This window comes from Marinomonas sp. KMM3893 (assembly GCF_004352855.1).
Classification (GTDB): domain Bacteria; phylum Pseudomonadota; class Gammaproteobacteria; order Pseudomonadales; family Marinomonadaceae; genus Marinomonas; species Marinomonas arenicola.
Window position 1 is genome coordinate 213,237 of sequence record NZ_SJSC01000005.1, and the last position, 19,925, is coordinate 233,161.

Here is a 19,925-nt window from a genome sequence, read left to right on the forward strand (position 1 = left end):
TGCATAGTTGATGTGTATAACGAATTAATAGAGAGCCTTATGCATCAAATAGAATTTAAAGACTTGGTTATTTTTATTCGTATCGCAGAAACTGGAAACTTTCACGATGCCGCCGAATTGACCTTTTTATCCCAACCGGCTCTCAGCCGCAGAATGCAAAAATTAGAAGGGATACTAGGGGCTCAACTCTTTGAAAGAACCACGAGAAAAACCTGGCTAACCTCAGTCGGAAGGGAGTTCTTGCCCAAAGCAAGGCGTATGGTTGAAGAGTTTGAATTGTCTGTTTTAGGCATTAAAGACATGGCTTCTCAGCAAAAAGGTAAGGTCACCATTGCCTGTATTCCAACCGCAGCGTTTTACTTCTTACCAAGCGTTATCACTGTTTTTAATGAAAGATACCCAGGAATTCGCATCCAGATCCTCGATGAAAGCGCGAACCATGGTTTGGAATCTGTGATTCGAGGCGACGCGGATTTTGGCATTAACATGGCCATTGCTCAGCACCCTGAAGTCACCTTTACGCAATTACTGGATGACCCTTTTGTGGTCTGTTTGAGAAAAGATCACCCGCTTTGCGAATTAACAGAAGTGTCTTGGACCGACATGGAACCTTATAAACTGATCAGTGTAGGAAGGGCCAGTGGTAACCGAATTTTGCTGGATAAATCTCTGGCCAAAGACCAAGTGCAATTGAATAGTTTTTATGAAGTGCAGCACCTGTCCACCTCACTGGGGCTGGTAGAAATGGGCTTAGGCATATCCATTGTTCCAAAACTGGCAATGCCACTTAGCAGTACCTCGGCACTCACCTACCGACCACTGAAAGACCAACAAATCGACCGCTCGATTGGTCTCGTCAAACGCAGCTCTACGTCCTTGTCACCAGCGGCGGATTTGTTTATTAACATTCTGCTAGAACGCTGGTCCGCCACGGCCCAACAAGTCGATCATGCCTCCTCGTGAGGCACTGGTGTCAATGTCATACCAGCGCCATGTTGCTGGTATAAACGCGCCACGGCACCCGCCGCGTCGCGTAATTGGGGCAATAAAAAGGTCTGTAATTGCTCATCACTGACCGCGTCTCGAATAAACAACATCGCCAACGCCCCAAATGGCTCGCCCTCATACAGCAGTGGAATCGCAACCGCTCTGGTGCCTTCAATCGGCGCGTGATAATCGGTCACAGCAAAGCCATTTTGTTGGCAGTGTGCAATCTCTTGCATGACTTTCTCGGTCAGCAGCTCAAGATCCTCCGACGAGGGTTGAAGCTTGACCGTCGCCTTCACGACCTCTTGTCGTTTTTTGGCTGGAAGCGCAGAAAGATACGCAATACCACTTGCTGATAACAACAGAGAAAAACGACCTTGCTCAAAGCGTTTTATGTGGATCGGCGCCGTATCTCGATTTGAGGCCTGAACCACCATGGATGAGCCCTCTGCGATCAGTAAATCACTTGGCCATTTTAGTATTTGCGCAAAATCGTTTAGAAATTGGCGAGCAGATACAGCAAAACTATTGTCTGAAATCATCGAGCTGGCCAGTAACCTGACTTTTGGTAATGTTTTATAGCCACCCGCTTCTGGGTTTAAATCGATATAACCTTCGTTTTTCAGCGTTTTTAATAACCGAATTACCGTCGCCTTAGGAAACCCAGTACTGGCCACTATTTGCGTGACAGTCGCGGGGGTGAACTCATTCACAGCCGCTAATACTTTTAAGCCACGAGCCAATGATTGCACTCCGCTAGCCGCCCCTTTCACACTGGCATCGACAGTGAGTCCATCCTTTTCTATCTGTTTCATTTTTGCTCTATGTCAGCTTCAACGTTGGCTCATTATGCGGCCTGAGATAGGCAAACTCAAATATTTTACCACACCACAGACAGCACACGACAAGGTCGCTAGCGCCTTTAAAACGGCCACCAAAAGGCGGTGTGTATAAAGAAGGAATCAAGTCAAAGGTTCACACAGTGAACCTTGGTTCATTTATTTGACAGAGCGCTTTATTGTGTGTTTTTATCGGCTTCAAGCGCAATGAGGTTCACGATAAAAACCAAGCTCCACTTTGCACAACAAGGGCCATGCGCCAAGCCAATGAAAGAAGAATTGAAGCCATACAGAACAGCCTCATACGCCTCGTTCTTAATGATTCACTTCGCACCATGAAACACAGAGCGATAGGTATAACGATGAACAAGACTGCAGAAAACAAATTAATCGACAGTGGCAAGCCGCTTTTTTACAAGGTAGATAACGCGGCGGCGGCAGGCATGAGTGCGCCCAAAGCCCGTTTAGGAGAAGATTTACGAACCGCGGTTCGCTCACTAACTGTGTTTCAAAAAGAAGCCCTCGTGACCTCCGCTCGAACAGGCACCACTTGGCGTCTTGCCAGTGATGAAGGCGCTTATTTGGACGGCACTGATTGTGCCCCCGCGCCATTATGTTTTCTAACGGTGGGCATGATTGCCTCTTACATGAATGAGATTTTAGCGCTGGCCAAGTTGCGTAATATCAAGATCAACAAGATTCGCCTAATCCAAGACAATTATTACAGCATGAAAGGCAGCCTGGCCCGCGGCACCATGATCGCCAACGCCTACGATGTGGATTTAGAAGCACAGATTGACTCAGATGCTGACCGCAATACCCTAACAAGGCTGCTCATGGACGCCACCGCAGCCTCCCCTCTTAATGGTCTCATGCGCGGCAATCATGAGAGCCTATTTACCCTTAGCCACAACGGTAACGAACTGGCACCAGAAAAAGCACAACCGCTGGGCAAACCCGTCGAAACCGACCCAGCGGTCAAAATGGATCTCGCCGAGCCCGCCACCGGCAACTGGGAAGATCTTTGCGTTAAAGGAGGATTAACACCCAAACATGAAAACTCCTTGCATGGCGCCAGCTCTAGCTTAACCGATCATCAAGATCGCCTACTTCACCTACGCGGCATTTGCACATTACGCCCTGATGGCATAAAAGAAATCGTCCAACATTTATACAACCCACACGGATCCGTTTTCACCCTATTATCAGAAGAAGGAGAAGAAAACGGTGGTTTAGGGCGAGCGCCGGACGCCACCTCGTATATGTCCGCAGGCATTGGCTTTTGCTTTATGACTCAGTTTGGTCGCTATGCGAAGATGAAGCGCAAAAACTTGACGGATTACCGCATTTTGCAAGATTCTCATTTCACCCTAGGCGGCGCCTCTGGTGGGACTGGTGAAGTCGGAAAAGCGGATCCGCTGGAAACTCATGTTTATTTAGAAAGCAGCGAAGACGATGAGTTTGCTAAAACGATTCTCGACGTTTCTGAACAAACCTGTTTTTTACACGCCTTTTGTAAAGCGGACCTTAAAACAAAAATCCGCTTGTCAGGGTATTAATTTGCCAAACGGTTAATGCGTCAAATAACGAATGGTCATCCTCCCTGTTCGCCATGATTTGGCAAACAGGGAATAAGGGAAGGAAGCGCCTTCTTTTCCCTAGATACTCGCCGATATCCACTAAAAATAAAAATTGATCGAAGGTGATAAGCATGCCAATCAACCATAATACTGTAACCACACAACTCTATATTAATGGCCAATATCAAAATGCCGTATCGGGTGAAACCTACCCGCAATATAACCCCGCGCGCCCAAGTGAATTAGTCGGGTACGCGGCCAGCGCCACCGTGGCGGATGTGGATTTAGCCTGCAATGCAGCCCGCGATGCAATGCCAGCATGGTCGGCTTTATCCTACCAAGAACGAGCCCAATACCTACTCAATATTGCTGATCACTTGGTGAATAACCCAGAAGAGCTGCAAGCTCGTGCGCGGCTCTTTACTCGTGAACACGGTAAAATCTTGCATGAAGCTCATATCGAAATATCGCGCATTAGTGATCGTTTTCGCCAAGTGGCCTCTTACGCAGAGCGCTTAAGCCAAGACGAAACATTATCTGGCCCACACTATGACACCATCATCACGCGACAAGCTCGCGGCGTGGCAGCGCTCGTGGTGCCTTGGAACTGGCCCATCTCCATTCTTGGCGCCAAATTGCCCCAAGCTCTGATCGCGGGCAATTGCGTGGTGGTCAAACCGTCAAAAGAATCGGCCTTGGTCACCGCACTGACCGTGGGACTCATGGCCGAAATGCTACCCCCTGGGGTAATCAACTTGCTAACTGGGTCATCGGCCAATATCGGCGATGCCTTGTTATCTCACCCAGCGATACGCACAATAAACTTTACCGGCAGCGTAGCGGTCGGCAAGCATGTGATGAAAGTCGCCGCCGATAATCTGGTGCCTGTTACGTTAGAGCTTGGCGGCAACGATGCGGGCATTGTCCTCGCTGACGCTAAATTAGATGACGCGGCGTTTAAACGCATGTACCTCGCCGCTTTCATGTCTTCTGGGCAAATTTGTATGGCTTTAAAACGCCTTTATGTTCATCGTTCACGCTATGACGAAGTGGTAACAGGGCTCACTCAAATGGCCTCTGCTCAGGTCATCGGCGATGGCACCCTAGCCACGACCACCATGGGCCCACTGAACAATAAAAAGCAGCTTGGGATTGTCACCAGCATGATAGCCGAAGCCAAACAATCTGGCTGTGATGTGTTGGAGCTTGGTCAGGTGCCAGACACGGCCTTGTACGCAGAAGGTTACTTTCAAAAACCAACTCTAGTGCTCAATCCAGACCTTAATTTACGCGTGGTCAAAGAAGAGCAATTTGGTCCTGTGCTGCCGATCATCCCTTTCGATTCCGTCGATGAGGCCATCCACTTCGCCAATGATTCGGAGTTCGGTTTATGCTCCTCCGTCTGGACAGAGGATCGAGATCAGGCATTGCGCCTTGCTCGACGTCTCGAAGCTGGCTACACCTACCTAAACAATCACGGGCCATTAGCGCAAGACAGTCGCGCCCCATTCGGCGGACATAAACACAGTGGCGTGGGCCGAAATTTAGGCTATGAAGGCATTATCGCGTTTCAGGAAATGCATTCCATCTCAGCGTCTGAAGGAGGCTTATTGTAATCAGCCCAGTGCAGCCTCGTTCATCAAGATGCTCTAGTTACGCATTCTGTTATCATGGTGAACGAGGTCTCTGAGCGCTTACCTTTCATTCATTTGGTGAGACATAGCATGCAAAAAGCCATTCCAAATTATCGAGTCTACGGACAATTTGATGTCGATTTTTCACTGAATCCCGTCCATATAGACAGCGTCAAAAGCTCCACTGAAGTAAATGACTGGGTGATTGAACCCCATCGTCACGATGATTTGTGTCATCTGGTGTATTTCTTCTCTGGCACCGGCACCATGTACTTAAACAATGCGCTCATTCCCTTAAATACCCCCTGCTGCTGTTTCGTTCCCGCTGGGGATGTGCACAGTTTTGAAGTGCAAAAAGACATCGAAGGCACCATAGTCACTGTGTCGCGCGAGTACCTCAATGATTTGCTGGCAAGCTCGCAAAGCTGTTTGCAATCCTTGGATAAAGCCATCGTAATTGAGCGCAATGGACAAGAAGATGCGACCTCAGAGATTCTCACTTTATTTCGCCAGCTACGCTCTGAATACAGAAACCGTCAGCCCGCTCGAGGCGTGTCCATGCGCTGCTTGTTGGGCTTGATATTTAGCCAAATAATGCGTGCTAACAATGTATTTTCAGCGCATCAAAGGCCTTCTGAAAAAGACAGAAACCTGTGGTATTACCGACAATTCCAACAGCTGGTCAGTCACTCTTTTGCGGACAAAAAACCCATCTCTGAATACGCCATGCAACTGCGTATTTCGGTGACGCATTTGAATCGCATTAGTCACACTGTGACGGGGAAATCCGCGTTAAAGATCATTCATGACAGGGTCATCAGTGAGGCGAAAGTGAATTTGGCTTATTCTTTTCAATCGGTGTCGGAAGTGGCTTATCAGCTCGGTTTTGAGGACATTAGTTATTTTTCGCGCTTCTTTAAAAAGCACACAGGCTTGTCACCGAAAGCCTTTAAAGACAGCGTTATTCGCCAGCATCAAGAGCCGTTAGATACTGGCGAATAAGGTTAAGCGCTAATCCAAGCCGACAAAGTTCTCGGCAATGGTCGTCTGACCGGCTTTTGAATGGGCCAGATAATGAATTTCTGACAGTTGCATTTTCTGACGGAACGCACTGTCGTCCAATTTATGAAACAAGCTAGTCATCCACCATGAAAAACGCTCGGCTTTCCAGATGCGATCCAACGCCTTGCTCGAATACTGCTCAAGCCCTTCAGAATCGCCTTGTTGGTAAAACTGCATCAGACCATTGAATAGCTCTTTTGCATCACTGGCTGCTAGGTTGAGCCCTTTGGCGCCTGTCGGTGGCACTATATGCGCGGCGTCTCCAACCAAAAACAGATTACCAAAACGAATCGGCTCACAAACGAAGCTGCGTAGCGGCGCAATGCTCATTTCTAAGGCTGGCCCAGTGACCACTTTCTCAGCCAAATCATCAGGTAAGCGGCGCTTCAACTCCGCCCAAAAGCGATCCACGCTCCAATCTTCCAACTTTTCATCCAACGACACTTGGATATAGTAACGACTGCGAGTCGGTGAGCGCATGCTGCATAAAACATAACCGTCTTGGTGATGCTGATACACCACCTCATCACTCACAGGCGGCACATCTGCCAATACACCTAACCAACCAAATGGGTACGCATTTTCATACACCGTCATCTCCTTGACAGGCACAGATTGACGCGATACTCCATGAAAGCCATCGCAACCGGCGATATAGTCACAGTGGACTTCGTATTCTTCCCCTTGATGCTTGAAACTAACGAGCGGCGACTCGCTATAGAAATCATGCGGCGTTACGTCTTCTGCGTCATAAAAAGACAAGGCTTCACAAGCATTACGCGCAGCCAACAAATCTTTGGTTAATTCGGTTTGTCCGTACACCATCATGATTTTGCCATCGGTTAGTTCGGTAAACGGAATACGCTGACGCTGGCAATCCTGCCCCCAAATCATCGTAAAACCATTATGCACCAGCCCTTCACGGTCCATGCGCTCACTAATGCCCAGCTCGCGAATGATGTTCACTGTGCTTTGCTCTAGTACGCCTGCACGAATACGACCAAGAATGTAGTCTTGGCTTTTATTGTCAATCACCACATTGTCGATGCCCTGATTATGCAGCAGTTGTCCTAATATCAAGCCCGCTGGACCTGAGCCAATAATGGCGACCTTTGTTTTTATTGTCTTCATTGTCTTCTCCGCTTTTTTTGTATTTATTGCCATCCATAATGGCCGTGGAGACGGACAGAGGTAATTCAATAAAGAGCATTAAACTTGTACATTTTGAACATTCAGCCACCTATTGGCTCGCCTTACTGCCTGATAAGACAGGGTTGTGCGATGCACCGCTTACTCTAGGTCTACTATTTGCTCTAAGAAATCAATAAACGCCCGAACCTTATTGGATATTAGCCGACGACTTGGGAACACCGCCAAAATCGGCGACGAAGTTTCCAGCTCAACATCTTGATACACTTCGATCAAAGCGCCGCTTTTTAACTGTTTTTTGCAATATATTGATGGTATTAGCGAGACGCCGGAGCCATGAACCACGGCCTCACGAACCGCAATGGGGTCATTAATATGGATAACGTCACTCAGGTTAATGTGTTCACGTTTTTCCTGATATTTAATCGCCAGCTTGGTTTTTCCATAACGCTTCTCACAAATTTTAACGTGCTCACAAAGCGCTTCTGGGCCAACGCCTAATGCATGCTGATCTAGATACTCTGGACTGGTCACCCAGATCAATGGGCTGCTTAATAACTGCTTAGCCCTCAATTCGGAGTCGTCTAACGGCCCTATCATCACGGCAACGTCGATCTGATCTCGAATAATATCCACCGGATGGCTGGTGATAACGATGTCTAAGGTGACTTTAGGGTAACGTTGAATAAATTTATTAAGGTGCTGCACCACGATTTCACGGCTAAACGCCATTGGCAGTGTCACCACCAGCTTACCGCTTGGCACCGCGGTTAACCCTGCCATTAGCGCATTGGCTTCGTTGACTTGCTCCATAATCAATAAACATTGACGGTAAAACGCCGACCCTTCGCTCGTAATCCGTAAGCGTCTTGAGTTCCGCTCTATCAAGCGGACCGCTAACGCTTCCTCTAATCGGCTCAGGGCTCGACTCACACTGGATTTAGGAAGGTGTAAGTAGTCTGCCGCCGCGGAAATCCCCATCCTGTCAACAATAGCGACAAACACGGGAATATCATCAATGTTCCAATTCATCATCACTCGCATGGATTATATCCTTTCATCGTTCCACAATCGGAACAGTTTGTTCTATTTAGCTTAATTGTTCCTTGTTTTGCAAGCTCCTATACTGGCATCGCTCTCAGACGTTTGCTTACTCAAGGCTTAGCACGGCTGGTAACAATAAAAAATACAATCTTAAGCTGAGGAAAAGTGATGACGGACCAAGAAAGAGACTATCACGACATTCCAGGAACCTATGTGTTCGACGGGACCCATTACCGTAAGGGTTACTACCTAAACATGTTTTGCATGTCATTGAATAAGCAAGAGAATCGTGACGAATTCCGAAAAGACGAAGAAGCTTATTTAGCAAAATTCCCAGTCACAAATGAACAACGAAAAGCCCTTTTAGAACGCAACTGGCTCGAAATGCTTCGCCTAGGCGGCAACATCTATTACACCTTCAAACTGGCTATTTTTGATGGCATGACCATGCAAGCGGCAGGCGCGGCCATGTCTGACTCAGGCATGACAGAAGAAGAATTCAAACACATGATGATCACTGGTGGTCGCCCTATCGATGGCAACCGAAGTAAGAAGGAGACAAAATAATGGGCAAAATCATTGCTGGTGTTGGCACCTCTCATATCCCTGCCATTGGTGCGGCCGTTGATCACAATAAGACGCAAGAAGCCTATTGGAAACCTGTTTTTGACGGCATGGAACCTGCCAAAAAATGGATCGAAGAAGTCAAACCTGATGTCTGTATTGTGGTATTTAACGACCATGCCTCAGCGTTTTCTCTGGAATCTATTTCCACCTTTGCCATCGGTGTCGCGCCCGAATTTCAACCCGCAGATGAAGGTTATGGCCCACGCAAAGTGCCCGTAGTCAAAGGCAATCCTGAACTGGCATGGCACATTACAGAATCATTAATCATGGATGAGTTTGATATGACCATCGTTAATGAAATGCCCGTTGACCATGGTCTTACCGTGCCGCTTTCTATTATGTTTGGACAGCCAGAAGAATGGCCTTGCGAGGTCATCCCACTGTGCGTCAATGTTATTCAATACCCTCAACCGACAGGAAATCGCTGCTTTAATTTAGGCAAAGCCATTCGCAAAGCCGTGGAATCCTACCCCAAAGACACCAAGGTAGCCGTCTTCGGCACTGGCGGACTTTCTCATCAATTACAAGGCGAACGAGCCGGCTTGATTAATGCGGATTATGACGAGCAATGGTTAGATGACTTAGTCTCAGCGCCCGAAAAAATCAAACACACCAGTCACACCGAATATCTGCGTGAAACTGGATCCGAAGGGATCGAAGCCATTATGTGGTTCATCATGCGAGGGGCATTAGACGAGGATGTCGAACAAGTCTATCGATTTACACACTGCCCCGTCTCCAACACACATTACGGCTTACTTGTATTGGAAAATAAAGACAAGTAAACATCCACTGATAAATAAGGTAGAAAAATTATGTTAGCAGGAAAAACGATCGTCATTACAGGGGTTGCTAGTGGTATCGCTCATCGTTGTGCTGAATTAGCGTCTGAAATGGGTGCTAATGTCATCGGTATCGATGTGGTCAAGCCTGAAACAACAATTGGTACTTTTATACAAGGCGACCTATCGACCCAAGCGGGTGTCTCAGCTATTCTTGACGCCTTGCCAGAAAACATCGATGCGCTGTGCAATGTCGCAGGTGTTTCTGGTATCGCGGGTGCCAATATCACACTGGCAATTAACTTTTTTGGTTTGAAAAACCTATCAGAAGGTGCGGCACTGAAAATGCGTCCAGGCGGCAGTATTATCAACGTTGCCTCCATGGCAGGATTTGGCTGGCGAGATAACACAGAACGAGCGTCCGCCATTGCCCGTATCGATGGTTTTCCTGATATCGATAAGGTCATCAAAGATTTCGATATTCCAAACCAGCTTGGTTACCCTATTTCTAAGGAAATTTTGTTGGTTTGGAATAAAATTGCCTCTCAGCAAAAACAATTTAAAGACAAAGGCATTCGCATCAACGCCGTCTCTCCAGGCCCTGTAGAAACCCCTATTCTCGCTCAATTCCGTCAAGTGCTAGGTGAAGAAAAAGCCAGCAAAGACATCAACCGAGTGGGACGTGCAGGCACACCAGACGACATAGCACCGGTCATTTTGTTCCTTTGCTCCGACGCCGCAAAATGGGTCAATGGTAATAACATCTCAACCGACGGTGGTTTAGAGGCGGCCGAAACGGTTGAAAAACTCAACTTATAAACTCAAGTAACACCAGAATAATCAGTGAATAAGGACAATAATATGACTGTTTTATTAAGTATTGGCGGACAAGACTGCTCTGCCCAGAACAACAACCTATACACCCGATTTGATCCGGTCACCGGTGACGTGGCGTCTGTCTCTGCCGCCGCCACCCTAGAAGACGTCAAGAAAACAGTAAAAGCGGCACAACAAGCCTTTGAAAAATGGTCTCTTAGCAGCCCAGCTACACGACGCAGCTTATTAAACAAAGCGGCTGACATCATGGAGTCAAAACTCAGCTTATTCGTTGATGCCATGATGACAGAAACCGGTGCTACCGCGGTATGGGCTGGATTTAATGTTAAGTTGGCGGTGGATGTATTGCGCGAATCTGCGTCTTTAACCACTCAGATTGGCGGGGAAGTGATTCCGTCTAATAAACCCGGCATATTGTCTTTATCAGTACGCAAAGCCAGGGGGGTTTGCTTAGCGATAGCGCCGTGGAATGCGCCTATTATTCTAGGCACCCGCGCGGTTGCTATGCCGATCGCCTGTGGTAATGCCGTGATCCTTAAAAGCGCCGAACTTTGCCCACAAACCCAGCGTCTAATCGTGGATTGCTTCTTGGAAGCGGGCATCCCTGAAGGCGTTATTAATGTGTTATCCAACGACCCTAAAGACGCGCCATCAATCGTAAAAGCCTTGATTGAAGCCCCTGAAGTACGCCATGTAAACTTCACTGGTTCCAGCCCTATTGGCCGTATTATCGGTGGTTTAGCAGGCGCAAATTTAAAGCCTGCACTGCTGGAGTTAGGCGGCAAAGCACCACTTGTTGTGCTCTCTGATGCCAATATTGATGGTGCGGTAAACGCGGCGATTTTTGGTTCTTTTATGAATCAAGGGCAAATCTGTATGTCGACGGAACGCTTGATCGTAGACGAAAAAATTGCCGATGAATTTGTCGAGAAATTGGTTGCTCGTGCCGCCAAACTCACTTGGGGCAACCCTAGGGACAAGGTCGCGCTAGGCTCACTGGTGAACCCTGATGCAAGCGAAAAAATGCACACATTGATTAATGATGCGGTTGCCAAAGGCGCTACCCTTGTTTGTGGTGGCGACAGTGATGGGGCGATTTTCTCACCAACCTTGCTCGATGGCGTGAACGACACCATGCGCATTTTTAACGAAGAAAGCTTTGGCCCGGTGAAATCCATCATCCGCGTCAGTGGCGATGAAGAAGCCATTCGCATTGCGAATGACACAGAATATGGTTTATCCGCAGCGGTGTTTTCTCAAGATATCAACCGTGCGCTAGCCTGTGCTAATGCAATAGAAAGCGGTATTTGCCACATTAATGGCGCTACCGTTTCTGACGAGCCACAAATTCCATTTGGTGGTGTCGGTGAATCTGGTTACGGACGCTTTGGTGGCCAAGCAGGCATTTCAGAATTTACCGATGTGCGCTGGATTACTATTGAGAACCCAGAGCAACATTATCCACTATAAGTGAGTAATGACACGGCATTCGCCGTCACTTTCTCACCCTAAAATAGTTTCTCATCCTAAATAGACAAAAGGCCTATTCCCAATCAAGATTGAGAATAGGCCTTTTTTGTTGCTTAATAACGAGCTTTTTTGTTGCTTAATAACGAGCAAGTAGACGACTTTTTCATCCGTTGGGGGGAGTGTCTACCCCACTCTATCTGGCCTTCCCAAGCCCCATTCTATTCAGCAACAATGGTTCTATTACGACCTTGTTTCTTGGCCTCATAAAGCGCTTCATCCACACAGATAAGCACTTTTTTCAAGGGAACCGAATGGTTGCTCCAGCTTGCTACGCCAATAGAGACAGTAATGTGCCCTACTGTCTCAAACTCTTCTTTTTCCACCGCTTCCCTAAGTCGTTCCGCCACCAAGTAGGCGTCTTCTACAGAGGTTTCTTTAAGCAATAATACAAACTCTTCCCCCCCTGTCCTCGCGACCATATCTTCACTACGAGAGAAGCGATTCATGATTTGAATTTGCTGTTTAAGCACTTCATCGCCGACGTTATGGCCGAACGTATCATTCACTTTTTTGAAGTAATCCACATCCACAGACAAGAGAGAAAACGTTTTGTCTTGTGCGACCAGCTCTTCAAGCTTAAATTGCAGTGCCCGACGGTTCTTCGCCCCCGTCAAAGGGTCTGTGTCTGCGTCCAGCCGCAGTTGGCCGATTTGAACTTGCAGTAATTTTACACCACTCAGAATGGCTTTTTTAAGGCTTGAACTTTCCACATACCATGAGTTAATACGCTCAATTTCTTCACTCACCGCAGGGTTATCAAGGGTCTTGGCCTTGTCCGCTAATTGTCGTAATGGGTGAGAAATGGCGCGGGCAAATAGCCAGATAAACACAAACACCGCCAGCGTCATTGGTAAGGTCTTTAAAATCACCTGCTCCATAATGCCAGTCAAAGGCAACAAAGAAGATTCCAAAGGACTTTGCGTTATTATGGTCCAACCGGTACTCGGAATCGTTGCGTAGCCAGCCAGCATATCAATCCCTCTGCTGTTGCGCAGGGACACGCCCCCTTCTTTTTTAGCAATGATTTCATCTAGGCCTGTGTTGTTCTTTACAATCGTACCGATTCTGTCTTGATCCGGGTGGTATAAGATCTTCTTCGTATTGTCTACCACATAAATATAGGAACCATTTCTATAAAAATGTTCGCCTAGAATTTCACGGAGAATATTGGGTTTTTTAAGATAAATAGTGCCCCCTACAAAACCAAGGTAGTCATGCTCTGGGCTAAATATCGGCGTGGAAATAAAAACCAATAAATTATTAATCGTTGAGATATATGGCTTACTAATCAGCGATCTCTTTTCTTCTAACGCTTCTCGACTGCCTGCTGATTTAAGCTGCTTACCCACCAAACCTAGTGTTTCAGGCGACGCCGCTTGCGTCATGCCTGTGGCATTACTAATGACAACGGAATTAAAACTGTCTGTTTGATATTTAAGGCGGTTCGCCTCTCGAGCAAGAAAGGTCTTATCGTGCATCTTGGTTCCTAAACCGTTCGCAGAATAAGCCAGTTGCTGCCGCGATAAGTTCAAAAACACTTCGGTTGTGTCGGCTAATTTATGCGCATAAGCTTGATTCACGCTAATGCGCTGAGTAATAAGCTGTTCTTTTTGCACTTCATAGTTAGAGTAAAAACTGTTAACAAAAGTCAATATGGTGGCCGTTAGCGCCAACAGCAAAATCAGCCTATTTAATTTTAGAAAATTGTATTTCAAAGTACCCAAAGTCACTTTTCCTGTTATTTGATACACGTATTCATGGCGAAAAATGTCATTCATATTGGGCAATATAAGGCGTTAAAACGCCGAGTAAGCCGATATATTATGCAATTTCACATTCGTTTTTGACTTTTTCACGTAAATAATACGGGTGATAAAGACCGCAAAGGCAGACACAACCTCTGTCGTAATATTGTAATACTAACCGATTTTCAAGCCGAAAAAGCACGTTGATGACTATTTTTATGGCAAACGCTTTATATCGCGATGTCATGCATCATTCTTGCTCATCCCCTTGTGCTTCGACTTTATGATAAAGACGACAAGCCCCCTTGGGACAAATCAAATTTGGTACAGCGCAGACTAATTAATGTGGTGAATTTTTTCATGCCTTGTTGTGCGTATATAACGCGCTGACAAAAGGCTTCATACTCAAAAATATCGCTCACATTGACGATTAACACAAAATCAACGCTGCCTGTCACCTTGTAGCATTGTTTGACTTCTGGGGATTGATTGATCGCAGCGATAAACTGGTTGGCCAGCATCAAATCATCACTGGTCATTTCAACTTCTACCACCATATTTAACCGACGCCCTAGCGCTTGAGCGGACACCACGGCCACCACTCGCTCAATAATTCCTTCGGCTTTGAGTTTATGCACTCGTTTTAAACAGGCTGGCGCTGACAAGCCGACTTTTTCCGCCAAAGAGAGATTGGTTTGATCCGCATCTTGCTGCAGCTCAGTTAAAATACGAATGTCGATAGGATGCAGCTTCATTAATTATATTTCTCTTAGTATGAATATAAGAAATTATAGTTTCCAAAATACCCAATAAGAAGCATTAATTAATTCTCAATTTGATATTCTATTGCCTGACTTTTGCTCATCATTTTTCATAAGGCAATGCAATGATCCGCTCCTTTCAGCACCGTATTCAGAGTCGTCTACACACATTATCTCAACAGGCCGAACGCAATCAGATTGGCAGATGGCTAATGGATGTGTGTCGGATTTTTTGGGGGTTGGTGAAAATCATGATCCCTATCTTACTTGTGGTCAGAATGATTGAGTTACTAGGTTGGATTAACGCCTTAGGAAACGCCATTAGCCCCATTATGATTTGGGTAGGATTGCCCGGAGAAATGGGGTTGGTGTGGGTGACCGCCATCTTCAGTAATCTATACACGGCGATGGCCATTTTTTACCAATTAGGAGGAATGGACCAACTGAGCGTCGCACAGGTCAGTGTTTTGTGCTCTATGATGCTCATTTCCCACGGACTGCCTATTGAGGCCGCGATTGCCAAAGCCGTCGGCGCCAGACTCAGGTTTACTCTTGTATTGCGCATTGGCGGTGCCATGTTATTGGGCTTTCTCTTGCACCACTATTATGATGCATTTGCCCTGTTACAAACGCCTATTAACACCGCTTGGATACCCGAAAACAGCGACGCTAGCTGGAGCAGCTGGTTTTTATTACAAGGGCAAACATTCGTGGCGGCGTTTGTTATCATCGCCGCACTTACCTTAACCATCCGAGTGTTGAATTACCTTGGCATCGAAAAAGCCATTCACTTTTTATTGTCCCCTTTGCTCCGCTTATTAGGCATTGGGGCAAAAGCGTCTAATATTATTGTGGTTGGTTTAACCCTCGGCCTTTCTTTTGGCGGCAGTATTTTGATCCGAGAAGCCAAAACAGGACACATTGATAACCAGGACGTGTTTTTAACCATGGCTTTTCTAGGCTTATGCCATAGCCTTATCGAAGACACACTTTTAATGCTGTTATTAGGCGCGGATTTGTTTTCAATATTATGGGTAAGATTGGTTTTTGCCATCGTTATTATCGTGGCGCTCGCCCGTCTCCTTCCATTACTGTCTAGCAGAAAGTACGCTTGGCTTTACCAGCCCCCATCGACGCCACCACTCTCCAACAAAGAGCTGGTATAGCCAAAAGAAAAGCCAGATGAACCGAGTTCATCTGGCTTTATAAAGTGGGACTACACCGCCACCTAGCGCTTAATAACTAGAAACATTAAGCGTGGTCTGGCTGTTTATAGTAACCAATGCAAAGCAATGGCCGCTGTCCAAGAGAAGTCCTTACCGCCACAACCTTCACCCGTAATTGGATCAAAGTATTCAAAGTAGCCGGATTGATCAATGATCGCTCGTGACGCTTGGCGCAATTGTTCAGCCACATCATCATAACCGTAATGCTTCAAACCGTCGGCAATCATCCAGTTAATATGCAACCAAGATGGCCCTCTCCAGTAACGCTTCGCATCAAATGTGCTTTCTAGAGGCGAGGTAGACGCCAAACCACTTGGTCCTAACACCAACCATTTCTGGATTTCTTCTGCCATCAAAGCCGCTTGTTCAGCGCTGGCTGAGTAGCTGTATAGCGGCATAAAGCCACCCGATGTGCTTACCGGAATCGTTTTAGCAAGCGCGTGATCTCTGTTCAAGAACAAGTGACGCTCTGCGTCCCATAAGCTTGGGAAAATCGCTTCTGCTTTTTTCACGGACGCTTCCAGTGAAGACATGTCCACCTGGGTCGATGCCAGCGTATTTAGGTGAATCAAATCTATTGTCGCACGCTGTAACACGGCATTTAAGCTGATGTCTTGCGTGTGGAAAGGACAGTTTTGATAGATTTTTTGGTAATCGAAATCGTTTTCACGAAAGAAATCCACCAAATAAATATAACGATCATACTGCTCTTTCAATGGGCGCTGTTTGCTATCTACGTGGTTCAAATCACGACGCTGATAAGGACGCGTTACCTGTGGCACACGCTGCAACACATCATCCCATGCTGGGCTGTTGTCCATCCCAGATTCCCAAGGGTGATAGCTGGAAACCAAACCGGTTGTTTCTGGATCACGCTCTCGGTACCACCATTCGTGGTAACGAATCAGTTTTGGCATCAAGGCGTCTAATTTCGCCTGCGCAAGGTCTTTGTCCTTACTTTGCTCATAGATAATTCGCACCATGGTCGCCAATAATGGCGGCTGAGAAATAGAAGTAGTCGGTGGATTACCCTCTACTTTCCATTGATCAGGGCCTGGGAAATAATCGTCAGACTCTTGATGGAATACGATATGAGGCACCATGCCGTTGTCCCATTGGCCTTCAAACAGTTTATCAAACTCAGTCCATGCTCGAGCTTCATCAACATACAACCAGCCTAACGCAGTGACGCCTGCGTCCCAATTCCACTGAAATGGATACAATCCTTTGGTAGGAACAGTATAACCACCCAGATCATTGGTGCGTAAAATCCCTTTTGCTTGCGCGACTAAGTTCTCTAGCTTACTCATAAAATAATTTTCCCACCTTCAGTGTACCAACGTTTTTTGTCTTCTTTTGGCATTAAATACAATGTATTGCCGCTTTCTATTTCAATTTCATTTGGGATATTCACGCGGAATAATTGGCCGTTCAATTCAGCTGACAGTTGCTGATGAGAGCCTAATTTCTCACGGGTTAACACGGTAATAGGCCAGTAGTTATCTCTTTGCTCTTTTGAGATATGGAAGTCTTCTGGACGAATACCAAGCTGGAAAGCACCGTTAGGCACTGTGCCTACTTGGAAGTCAGGAGAAATAAAGTTCATAGGTGGATTACCAATGAAGCTACCCACGTATTCTGTGGCTGGATTGTTGTAAATTTCATCAGGGAAATCGTATTGATCAATACGCCCTGAGTTCATCACCGCAATACGGTCGGCCAAACTCATCGCTTCCACTTGGTCATGGGTCACATACACAGTGGTGGTTTTAGACGCTTCTAATACCGATTTTAGCTCAGCACGCATTTGCAAACGCAACAAGGCATCCAAGTTGGACAAGGGTTCATCCATCAAGAGAACATCTGGTTCAACAGCCAGCGCACGGGCTACAGCCACACGTTGGCGTTGACCACCAGAGAGCTGACCAGAGTAACGCTTTAACAAATGATCAATGTGCATCAAGGCTGCGGTACGCTCTACATTCTCTTTGATCTTTTTCTCTGGGGCTTTTTTCATGCGCAAGCCAAAAGCAATGTTTTCAAACACCGTCATATGTGGGAAAACAGCGTAGTTTTGAAACACCATGGCCACATTACGCTCTCTTGGCGGTAAATGTGACACAACACGATCACCAATTTTAATCGTACCGCTGTCTTGTGTTTCTAACCCAGCAATGATGCGCAACAAAGTGGACTTACCACACCCTGAAGGCCCCAATAGAACAGTAAATTCTTGGTCTTTAATATCGAGTGACACAGATTTAAGTATGTCTGCATCACCAAAGGATTTTTTAATGTTTTCTACGGTAATAGTGGTCATAACAAGTTCCTAAAAATAAATATCAATGTGAAGAAAAAACCTCGGACTTAACGGTTCGCAATCCCCCACATACTGAATAGATATTTTCTAACAACGAATAAAAATAGGATGGCTGGCAATATCAAAATCAAGCCACCAGCAAACTTCACTTCTACCGGAGAAGTAGAAAGGCTTTGCACCAAAAAGGCCGTCAATGTTTGGTTGTTTACGGTGAGCACCGCGGCAGCAAACACTTCGTTCCACGAAATAACAAAGGCAAACACAGCAGACGCAGTAAGACCTGGCAAGGCTAATGGCATCACAACTTTCATGAACGCCTGCCAGCGATTACAACCAAGTACCCAGGCTGCTTCTTCTAACTCAACAGGAATACCAAGGAACAAGCTGGAGGTAATCAACACAGAGAAAGGCAAAGCCAAGGCCGTGTGCACCAAAGACAAGCCAAACAAAGAATCGTCCAGACCAACATTGATGAAAATCACCGCCAATGGCAGCGCCAACAACGGCATTGGAAACGCTCGTGTTAACAAGATCAACATTCTGAAGGTTTCTTTGCCTCGAAAATCAAAGCGCGCTAACGCGTAGCCTGCTGGCGTCCCTAGACCAATCGCTATCACCATGGTGAACAAGGCCGCGATTAAAGAGTTTTTCAACGCCCCTAGCACACCGTAGTAATTCACGAAAAAGTGCAGGCTTTCCATGTCAAATGCAGGCCAGAAGTTCTTAGGAAAGCCATTAATGACGTCCGCTGAACTCAAGGAGTTGACCACTAATAAATAGATGGGGAACAGAATCCAAGACACAAGAAACGCCACACTGCTCAAAAATAACCAGCGCCACATTTTCTTCTTTCTGTTCACCTCTCGGACTTCTTTTTCCAAGATTTCATCGTAACTTAAATCGCTCATATTCTAGCCCCTTTAGGAACACGCAACACTCTTAGATAAAACAGCGTAAAGACAATAGAAAGGGCTAGGATAACCACGGCATAGGCAGACGCTGCGCCGGCATCTTGGTAATTAAAGGCCCAATTAAAGGTTTCTCCCATTAATACAGGCATATTGGAGCCCCCTAACAGCATGACAACAGCAAACACTTCGAACGCCAATAAGGTTCGTAGGATCAGTGCTGTTTGCAAACTTGGACGTAACAAAGGCAATGTCACCTTCCACAAACGAACCCACGAATTCGCGCCAAAAATTTCAGCGGCTTCGTAGTATTCTTTCGGAATAAGACCGATACCGGACACCAAAATAACCAAAAGAATCGCCGTCGCACGCCAGATTTCGGCCACCACAACAGCGGTGAAAATAATGATAGGGTTTTGATAGTTCAACCAACTTTCTGGCTGATCAATGACACCAATCGAGAACAAGAAACTGTTTAAGAAACCGTTTTGATCCAAAATCGCCAACCAGATAATACCGGCAGCAAGATCCGACACACCCAAAGGAATGGTCAAAATATACAAAACAGTGTCACGACCTTTCTTCATTTTCGAAATCATCAATGACATACCGACCGCCATGCACAACTGCACAGGGACAACCACCAAGGCAAGCAGCAAGGTGTTTTTCAAAGAGGGAAGAAAATTATAGTCAGTAAAGATATTTTCAAAGTTGCTTAAACCAACATGACCATCTGACGAAGTGAAGGCCTGAACGAACACTTCAATGAATGGATATACGAAAAAAATCAATAAAAACAATACGCTTGGCGCAATTAAAACATAAGGGTAATATTTTTTATTCATAACAAATCCTGATTTCTTTTAAATAATTTCATAGCTGGTCTGCAACAGC

At 46.2% G+C, this 19,925-nt stretch carries 18 protein-coding genes; 9 read left to right on the forward strand and 9 right to left on the reverse strand.

Annotation, left to right across the window (positions count from 1 at the left end; all coding sequences use genetic code 11):
* Window positions 1-39 precede the first annotated feature (39 nt).
* Complete coding sequence (locus E0D71_RS13435; protein WP_133003828.1) at window positions 40-963, forward strand: LysR family transcriptional regulator; 924 nt, start codon at window positions 40-42, stop codon at window positions 961-963.
* On the opposite strand, the gene E0D71_RS13440 is transcribed toward E0D71_RS13435, so the two are convergent.
* Window positions 948-1,802, reverse strand: coding sequence for a helix-turn-helix domain-containing protein (locus E0D71_RS13440; RefSeq protein WP_133003829.1), 855 nt, complete (start codon window positions 1,800-1,802; stop codon window positions 948-950). The two genes, E0D71_RS13435 and E0D71_RS13440, sit on opposite strands and share 16 nt — an antisense overlap.
* Before the next feature lie 386 nt (window positions 1,803-2,188).
* On the opposite strand from E0D71_RS13440, the gene E0D71_RS13445 reads away from it, so the two are divergent.
* The 3 genes from E0D71_RS13445 (at window position 2,189) to E0D71_RS13455 (ending at window position 6,042) form a co-directional block, all read left to right on the forward strand.
* Window positions 2,189-3,385: an OsmC family protein gene (locus E0D71_RS13445; protein ID WP_133003830.1), complete on the forward strand. Its 1,197-nt coding sequence runs from the start codon at window positions 2,189-2,191 to the stop codon at window positions 3,383-3,385.
* A 152-nt stretch (window positions 3,386-3,537) separates the two neighbouring features.
* Entirely contained in the window at window positions 3,538-5,022 is a 1,485-nt protein-coding gene (locus tag E0D71_RS13450; protein WP_133003831.1) for an aldehyde dehydrogenase family protein, read from the forward strand.
* Between the two features lie 108 nt (window positions 5,023-5,130).
* Window positions 5,131-6,042, forward strand: coding sequence for a helix-turn-helix domain-containing protein (locus E0D71_RS13455; protein ID WP_165943003.1), 912 nt, complete (start codon window positions 5,131-5,133; stop codon window positions 6,040-6,042).
* A gap of 9 nt (window positions 6,043-6,051) precedes the next feature.
* On the opposite strand, the gene pobA is transcribed toward E0D71_RS13455, so the two are convergent.
* Window positions 6,052-7,224 carry a 4-hydroxybenzoate 3-monooxygenase gene (gene pobA / locus E0D71_RS13460; protein ID WP_133003886.1) on the reverse strand — a complete coding sequence of 391 codons (1,173 nt, stop codon included), beginning with the start codon at window positions 7,222-7,224 and terminating at the stop codon, window positions 6,052-6,054.
* A 168-nt stretch (window positions 7,225-7,392) separates the two neighbouring features.
* The gene (locus tag E0D71_RS13465) at window positions 7,393-8,295 is read right to left on the reverse strand and encodes a LysR family transcriptional regulator (RefSeq protein ID WP_133003833.1); all 903 of its coding nucleotides are present in this window, start codon (window positions 8,293-8,295) and stop codon (window positions 7,393-7,395) included.
* Between the two features lie 168 nt (window positions 8,296-8,463).
* Between E0D71_RS13465 and ligA the strand changes: the two genes are divergently transcribed.
* From ligA to E0D71_RS13485, 4 genes are read left to right on the forward strand one after another with little or no spacing between them, the layout of a single operon-like run.
* On the forward strand, window positions 8,464-8,862 hold the full coding sequence (ligA, locus tag E0D71_RS13470; protein ID WP_133003834.1) for a protocatechuate 4,5-dioxygenase subunit alpha: 399 nt from the start codon (window positions 8,464-8,466) through the stop codon (window positions 8,860-8,862).
* Window positions 8,862-9,707, forward strand: coding sequence for a class III extradiol dioxygenase subunit beta (locus E0D71_RS13475; protein ID WP_133003835.1), 846 nt, complete (start codon window positions 8,862-8,864; stop codon window positions 9,705-9,707). Before ligA ends, E0D71_RS13475 begins: the two co-directional genes overlap by 1 nt.
* Window positions 9,708-9,737: 30 nt before the next feature.
* Complete coding sequence (locus E0D71_RS13480) at window positions 9,738-10,523, forward strand: coniferyl-alcohol dehydrogenase (protein ID WP_133003836.1); 786 nt, start codon at window positions 9,738-9,740, stop codon at window positions 10,521-10,523.
* Window positions 10,524-10,565: 42 nt separating this feature from the next.
* Window positions 10,566-12,011, forward strand: a complete 1,446-nt coding sequence (locus tag E0D71_RS13485) for an aldehyde dehydrogenase (protein ID WP_133003837.1) — start codon at window positions 10,566-10,568, stop codon at window positions 12,009-12,011.
* A gap of 218 nt (window positions 12,012-12,229) precedes the next feature.
* Here the strand turns inward: E0D71_RS13485 and E0D71_RS13490 are convergent, their stop codons facing one another.
* On the reverse strand, window positions 12,230-13,795 hold the full coding sequence (locus E0D71_RS13490) for a sensor domain-containing diguanylate cyclase (protein WP_207923406.1): 1,566 nt from the start codon (window positions 13,793-13,795) through the stop codon (window positions 12,230-12,232).
* A 302-nt stretch (window positions 13,796-14,097) separates the two neighbouring features.
* Window positions 14,098-14,571, reverse strand: a complete 474-nt coding sequence (locus E0D71_RS13495; protein WP_133003839.1) for an Lrp/AsnC family transcriptional regulator — start codon at window positions 14,569-14,571, stop codon at window positions 14,098-14,100.
* Window positions 14,572-14,702: 131 nt separating this feature from the next.
* Between E0D71_RS13495 and E0D71_RS13500 the strand changes: the two genes are divergently transcribed.
* Complete coding sequence (locus E0D71_RS13500) at window positions 14,703-15,743, forward strand: nucleoside recognition domain-containing protein (protein ID WP_207923407.1); 1,041 nt, start codon at window positions 14,703-14,705, stop codon at window positions 15,741-15,743.
* A 104-nt stretch (window positions 15,744-15,847) separates the two neighbouring features.
* Here the strand turns inward: E0D71_RS13500 and E0D71_RS13505 are convergent, their stop codons facing one another.
* From E0D71_RS13505 to E0D71_RS13520, 4 genes are read right to left on the reverse strand one after another with little or no spacing between them, the layout of a single operon-like run.
* Window positions 15,848-17,113 carry a trehalase family glycosidase gene (locus E0D71_RS13505; RefSeq protein ID WP_133003840.1) on the reverse strand — a complete coding sequence of 422 codons (1,266 nt, stop codon included), beginning with the start codon at window positions 17,111-17,113 and terminating at the stop codon, window positions 15,848-15,850.
* Window positions 17,110-18,123: an ABC transporter ATP-binding protein gene (locus E0D71_RS13510; protein WP_133003841.1), complete on the reverse strand. Its 1,014-nt coding sequence runs from the start codon at window positions 18,121-18,123 to the stop codon at window positions 17,110-17,112. Before E0D71_RS13510 ends, E0D71_RS13505 begins: the two co-directional genes overlap by 4 nt.
* A 47-nt stretch (window positions 18,124-18,170) precedes the next feature.
* Window positions 18,171-19,031, reverse strand: a complete 861-nt coding sequence (locus E0D71_RS13515; protein ID WP_207923408.1) for a carbohydrate ABC transporter permease — start codon at window positions 19,029-19,031, stop codon at window positions 18,171-18,173.
* Window positions 19,028-19,876, reverse strand: a complete 849-nt coding sequence (locus E0D71_RS13520; RefSeq protein WP_133003842.1) for a sugar ABC transporter permease — start codon at window positions 19,874-19,876, stop codon at window positions 19,028-19,030. The genes E0D71_RS13515 and E0D71_RS13520 overlap by 4 nt, the downstream gene beginning before the upstream one ends.
* Window positions 19,877-19,925 lie beyond the last annotated feature (49 nt).

What these genes read in the sequence shown, in the direction of transcription:
- E0D71_RS13450 (WP_133003831.1), top strand. Translation starts at nt 3,538, where the DNA reads ATGCCAATCAACCATAATACTGTAACCACACAACTCTATATTAATGGC.
- E0D71_RS13445 (WP_133003830.1), top strand. Translation starts at nt 2,189, where the DNA reads ATGAACAAGACTGCAGAAAACAAATTAATCGACAGTGGCAAGCCGCTT.
- E0D71_RS13440 (WP_133003829.1), bottom strand. Translation starts at nt 1,802, where the DNA reads ATGAAACAGATAGAAAAGGATGGACTCACTGTCGATGCCAGTGTGAAA.
- E0D71_RS13510 (WP_133003841.1), bottom strand. Translation starts at nt 18,123, where the DNA reads ATGACCACTATTACCGTAGAAAACATTAAAAAATCCTTTGGTGATGCA.
- ligA (WP_133003834.1), top strand. Translation starts at nt 8,464, where the DNA reads ATGACGGACCAAGAAAGAGACTATCACGACATTCCAGGAACCTATGTG.
- E0D71_RS13485 (WP_133003837.1), top strand. Translation starts at nt 10,566, where the DNA reads ATGACTGTTTTATTAAGTATTGGCGGACAAGACTGCTCTGCCCAGAAC.
- E0D71_RS13500 (WP_207923407.1), top strand. Translation starts at nt 14,703, where the DNA reads ATGATCCGCTCCTTTCAGCACCGTATTCAGAGTCGTCTACACACATTA.
- E0D71_RS13475 (WP_133003835.1), top strand. Translation starts at nt 8,862, where the DNA reads ATGGGCAAAATCATTGCTGGTGTTGGCACCTCTCATATCCCTGCCATT.
- E0D71_RS13515 (WP_207923408.1), bottom strand. Translation starts at nt 19,031, where the DNA reads ATGAGCGATTTAAGTTACGATGAAATCTTGGAAAAAGAAGTCCGAGAG.
- E0D71_RS13495 (WP_133003839.1), bottom strand. Translation starts at nt 14,571, where the DNA reads ATGAAGCTGCATCCTATCGACATTCGTATTTTAACTGAGCTGCAGCAA.
- E0D71_RS13435 (WP_133003828.1), top strand. Translation starts at nt 40, where the DNA reads ATGCATCAAATAGAATTTAAAGACTTGGTTATTTTTATTCGTATCGCA.
- E0D71_RS13520 (WP_133003842.1), bottom strand. Translation starts at nt 19,876, where the DNA reads ATGAATAAAAAATATTACCCTTATGTTTTAATTGCGCCAAGCGTATTG.
- E0D71_RS13505 (WP_133003840.1), bottom strand. Translation starts at nt 17,113, where the DNA reads ATGAGTAAGCTAGAGAACTTAGTCGCGCAAGCAAAAGGGATTTTACGC.
- E0D71_RS13480 (WP_133003836.1), top strand. Translation starts at nt 9,738, where the DNA reads ATGTTAGCAGGAAAAACGATCGTCATTACAGGGGTTGCTAGTGGTATC.
- E0D71_RS13455 (WP_165943003.1), top strand. Translation starts at nt 5,131, where the DNA reads ATGCAAAAAGCCATTCCAAATTATCGAGTCTACGGACAATTTGATGTC.
- E0D71_RS13465 (WP_133003833.1), bottom strand. Translation starts at nt 8,295, where the DNA reads ATGCGAGTGATGATGAATTGGAACATTGATGATATTCCCGTGTTTGTC.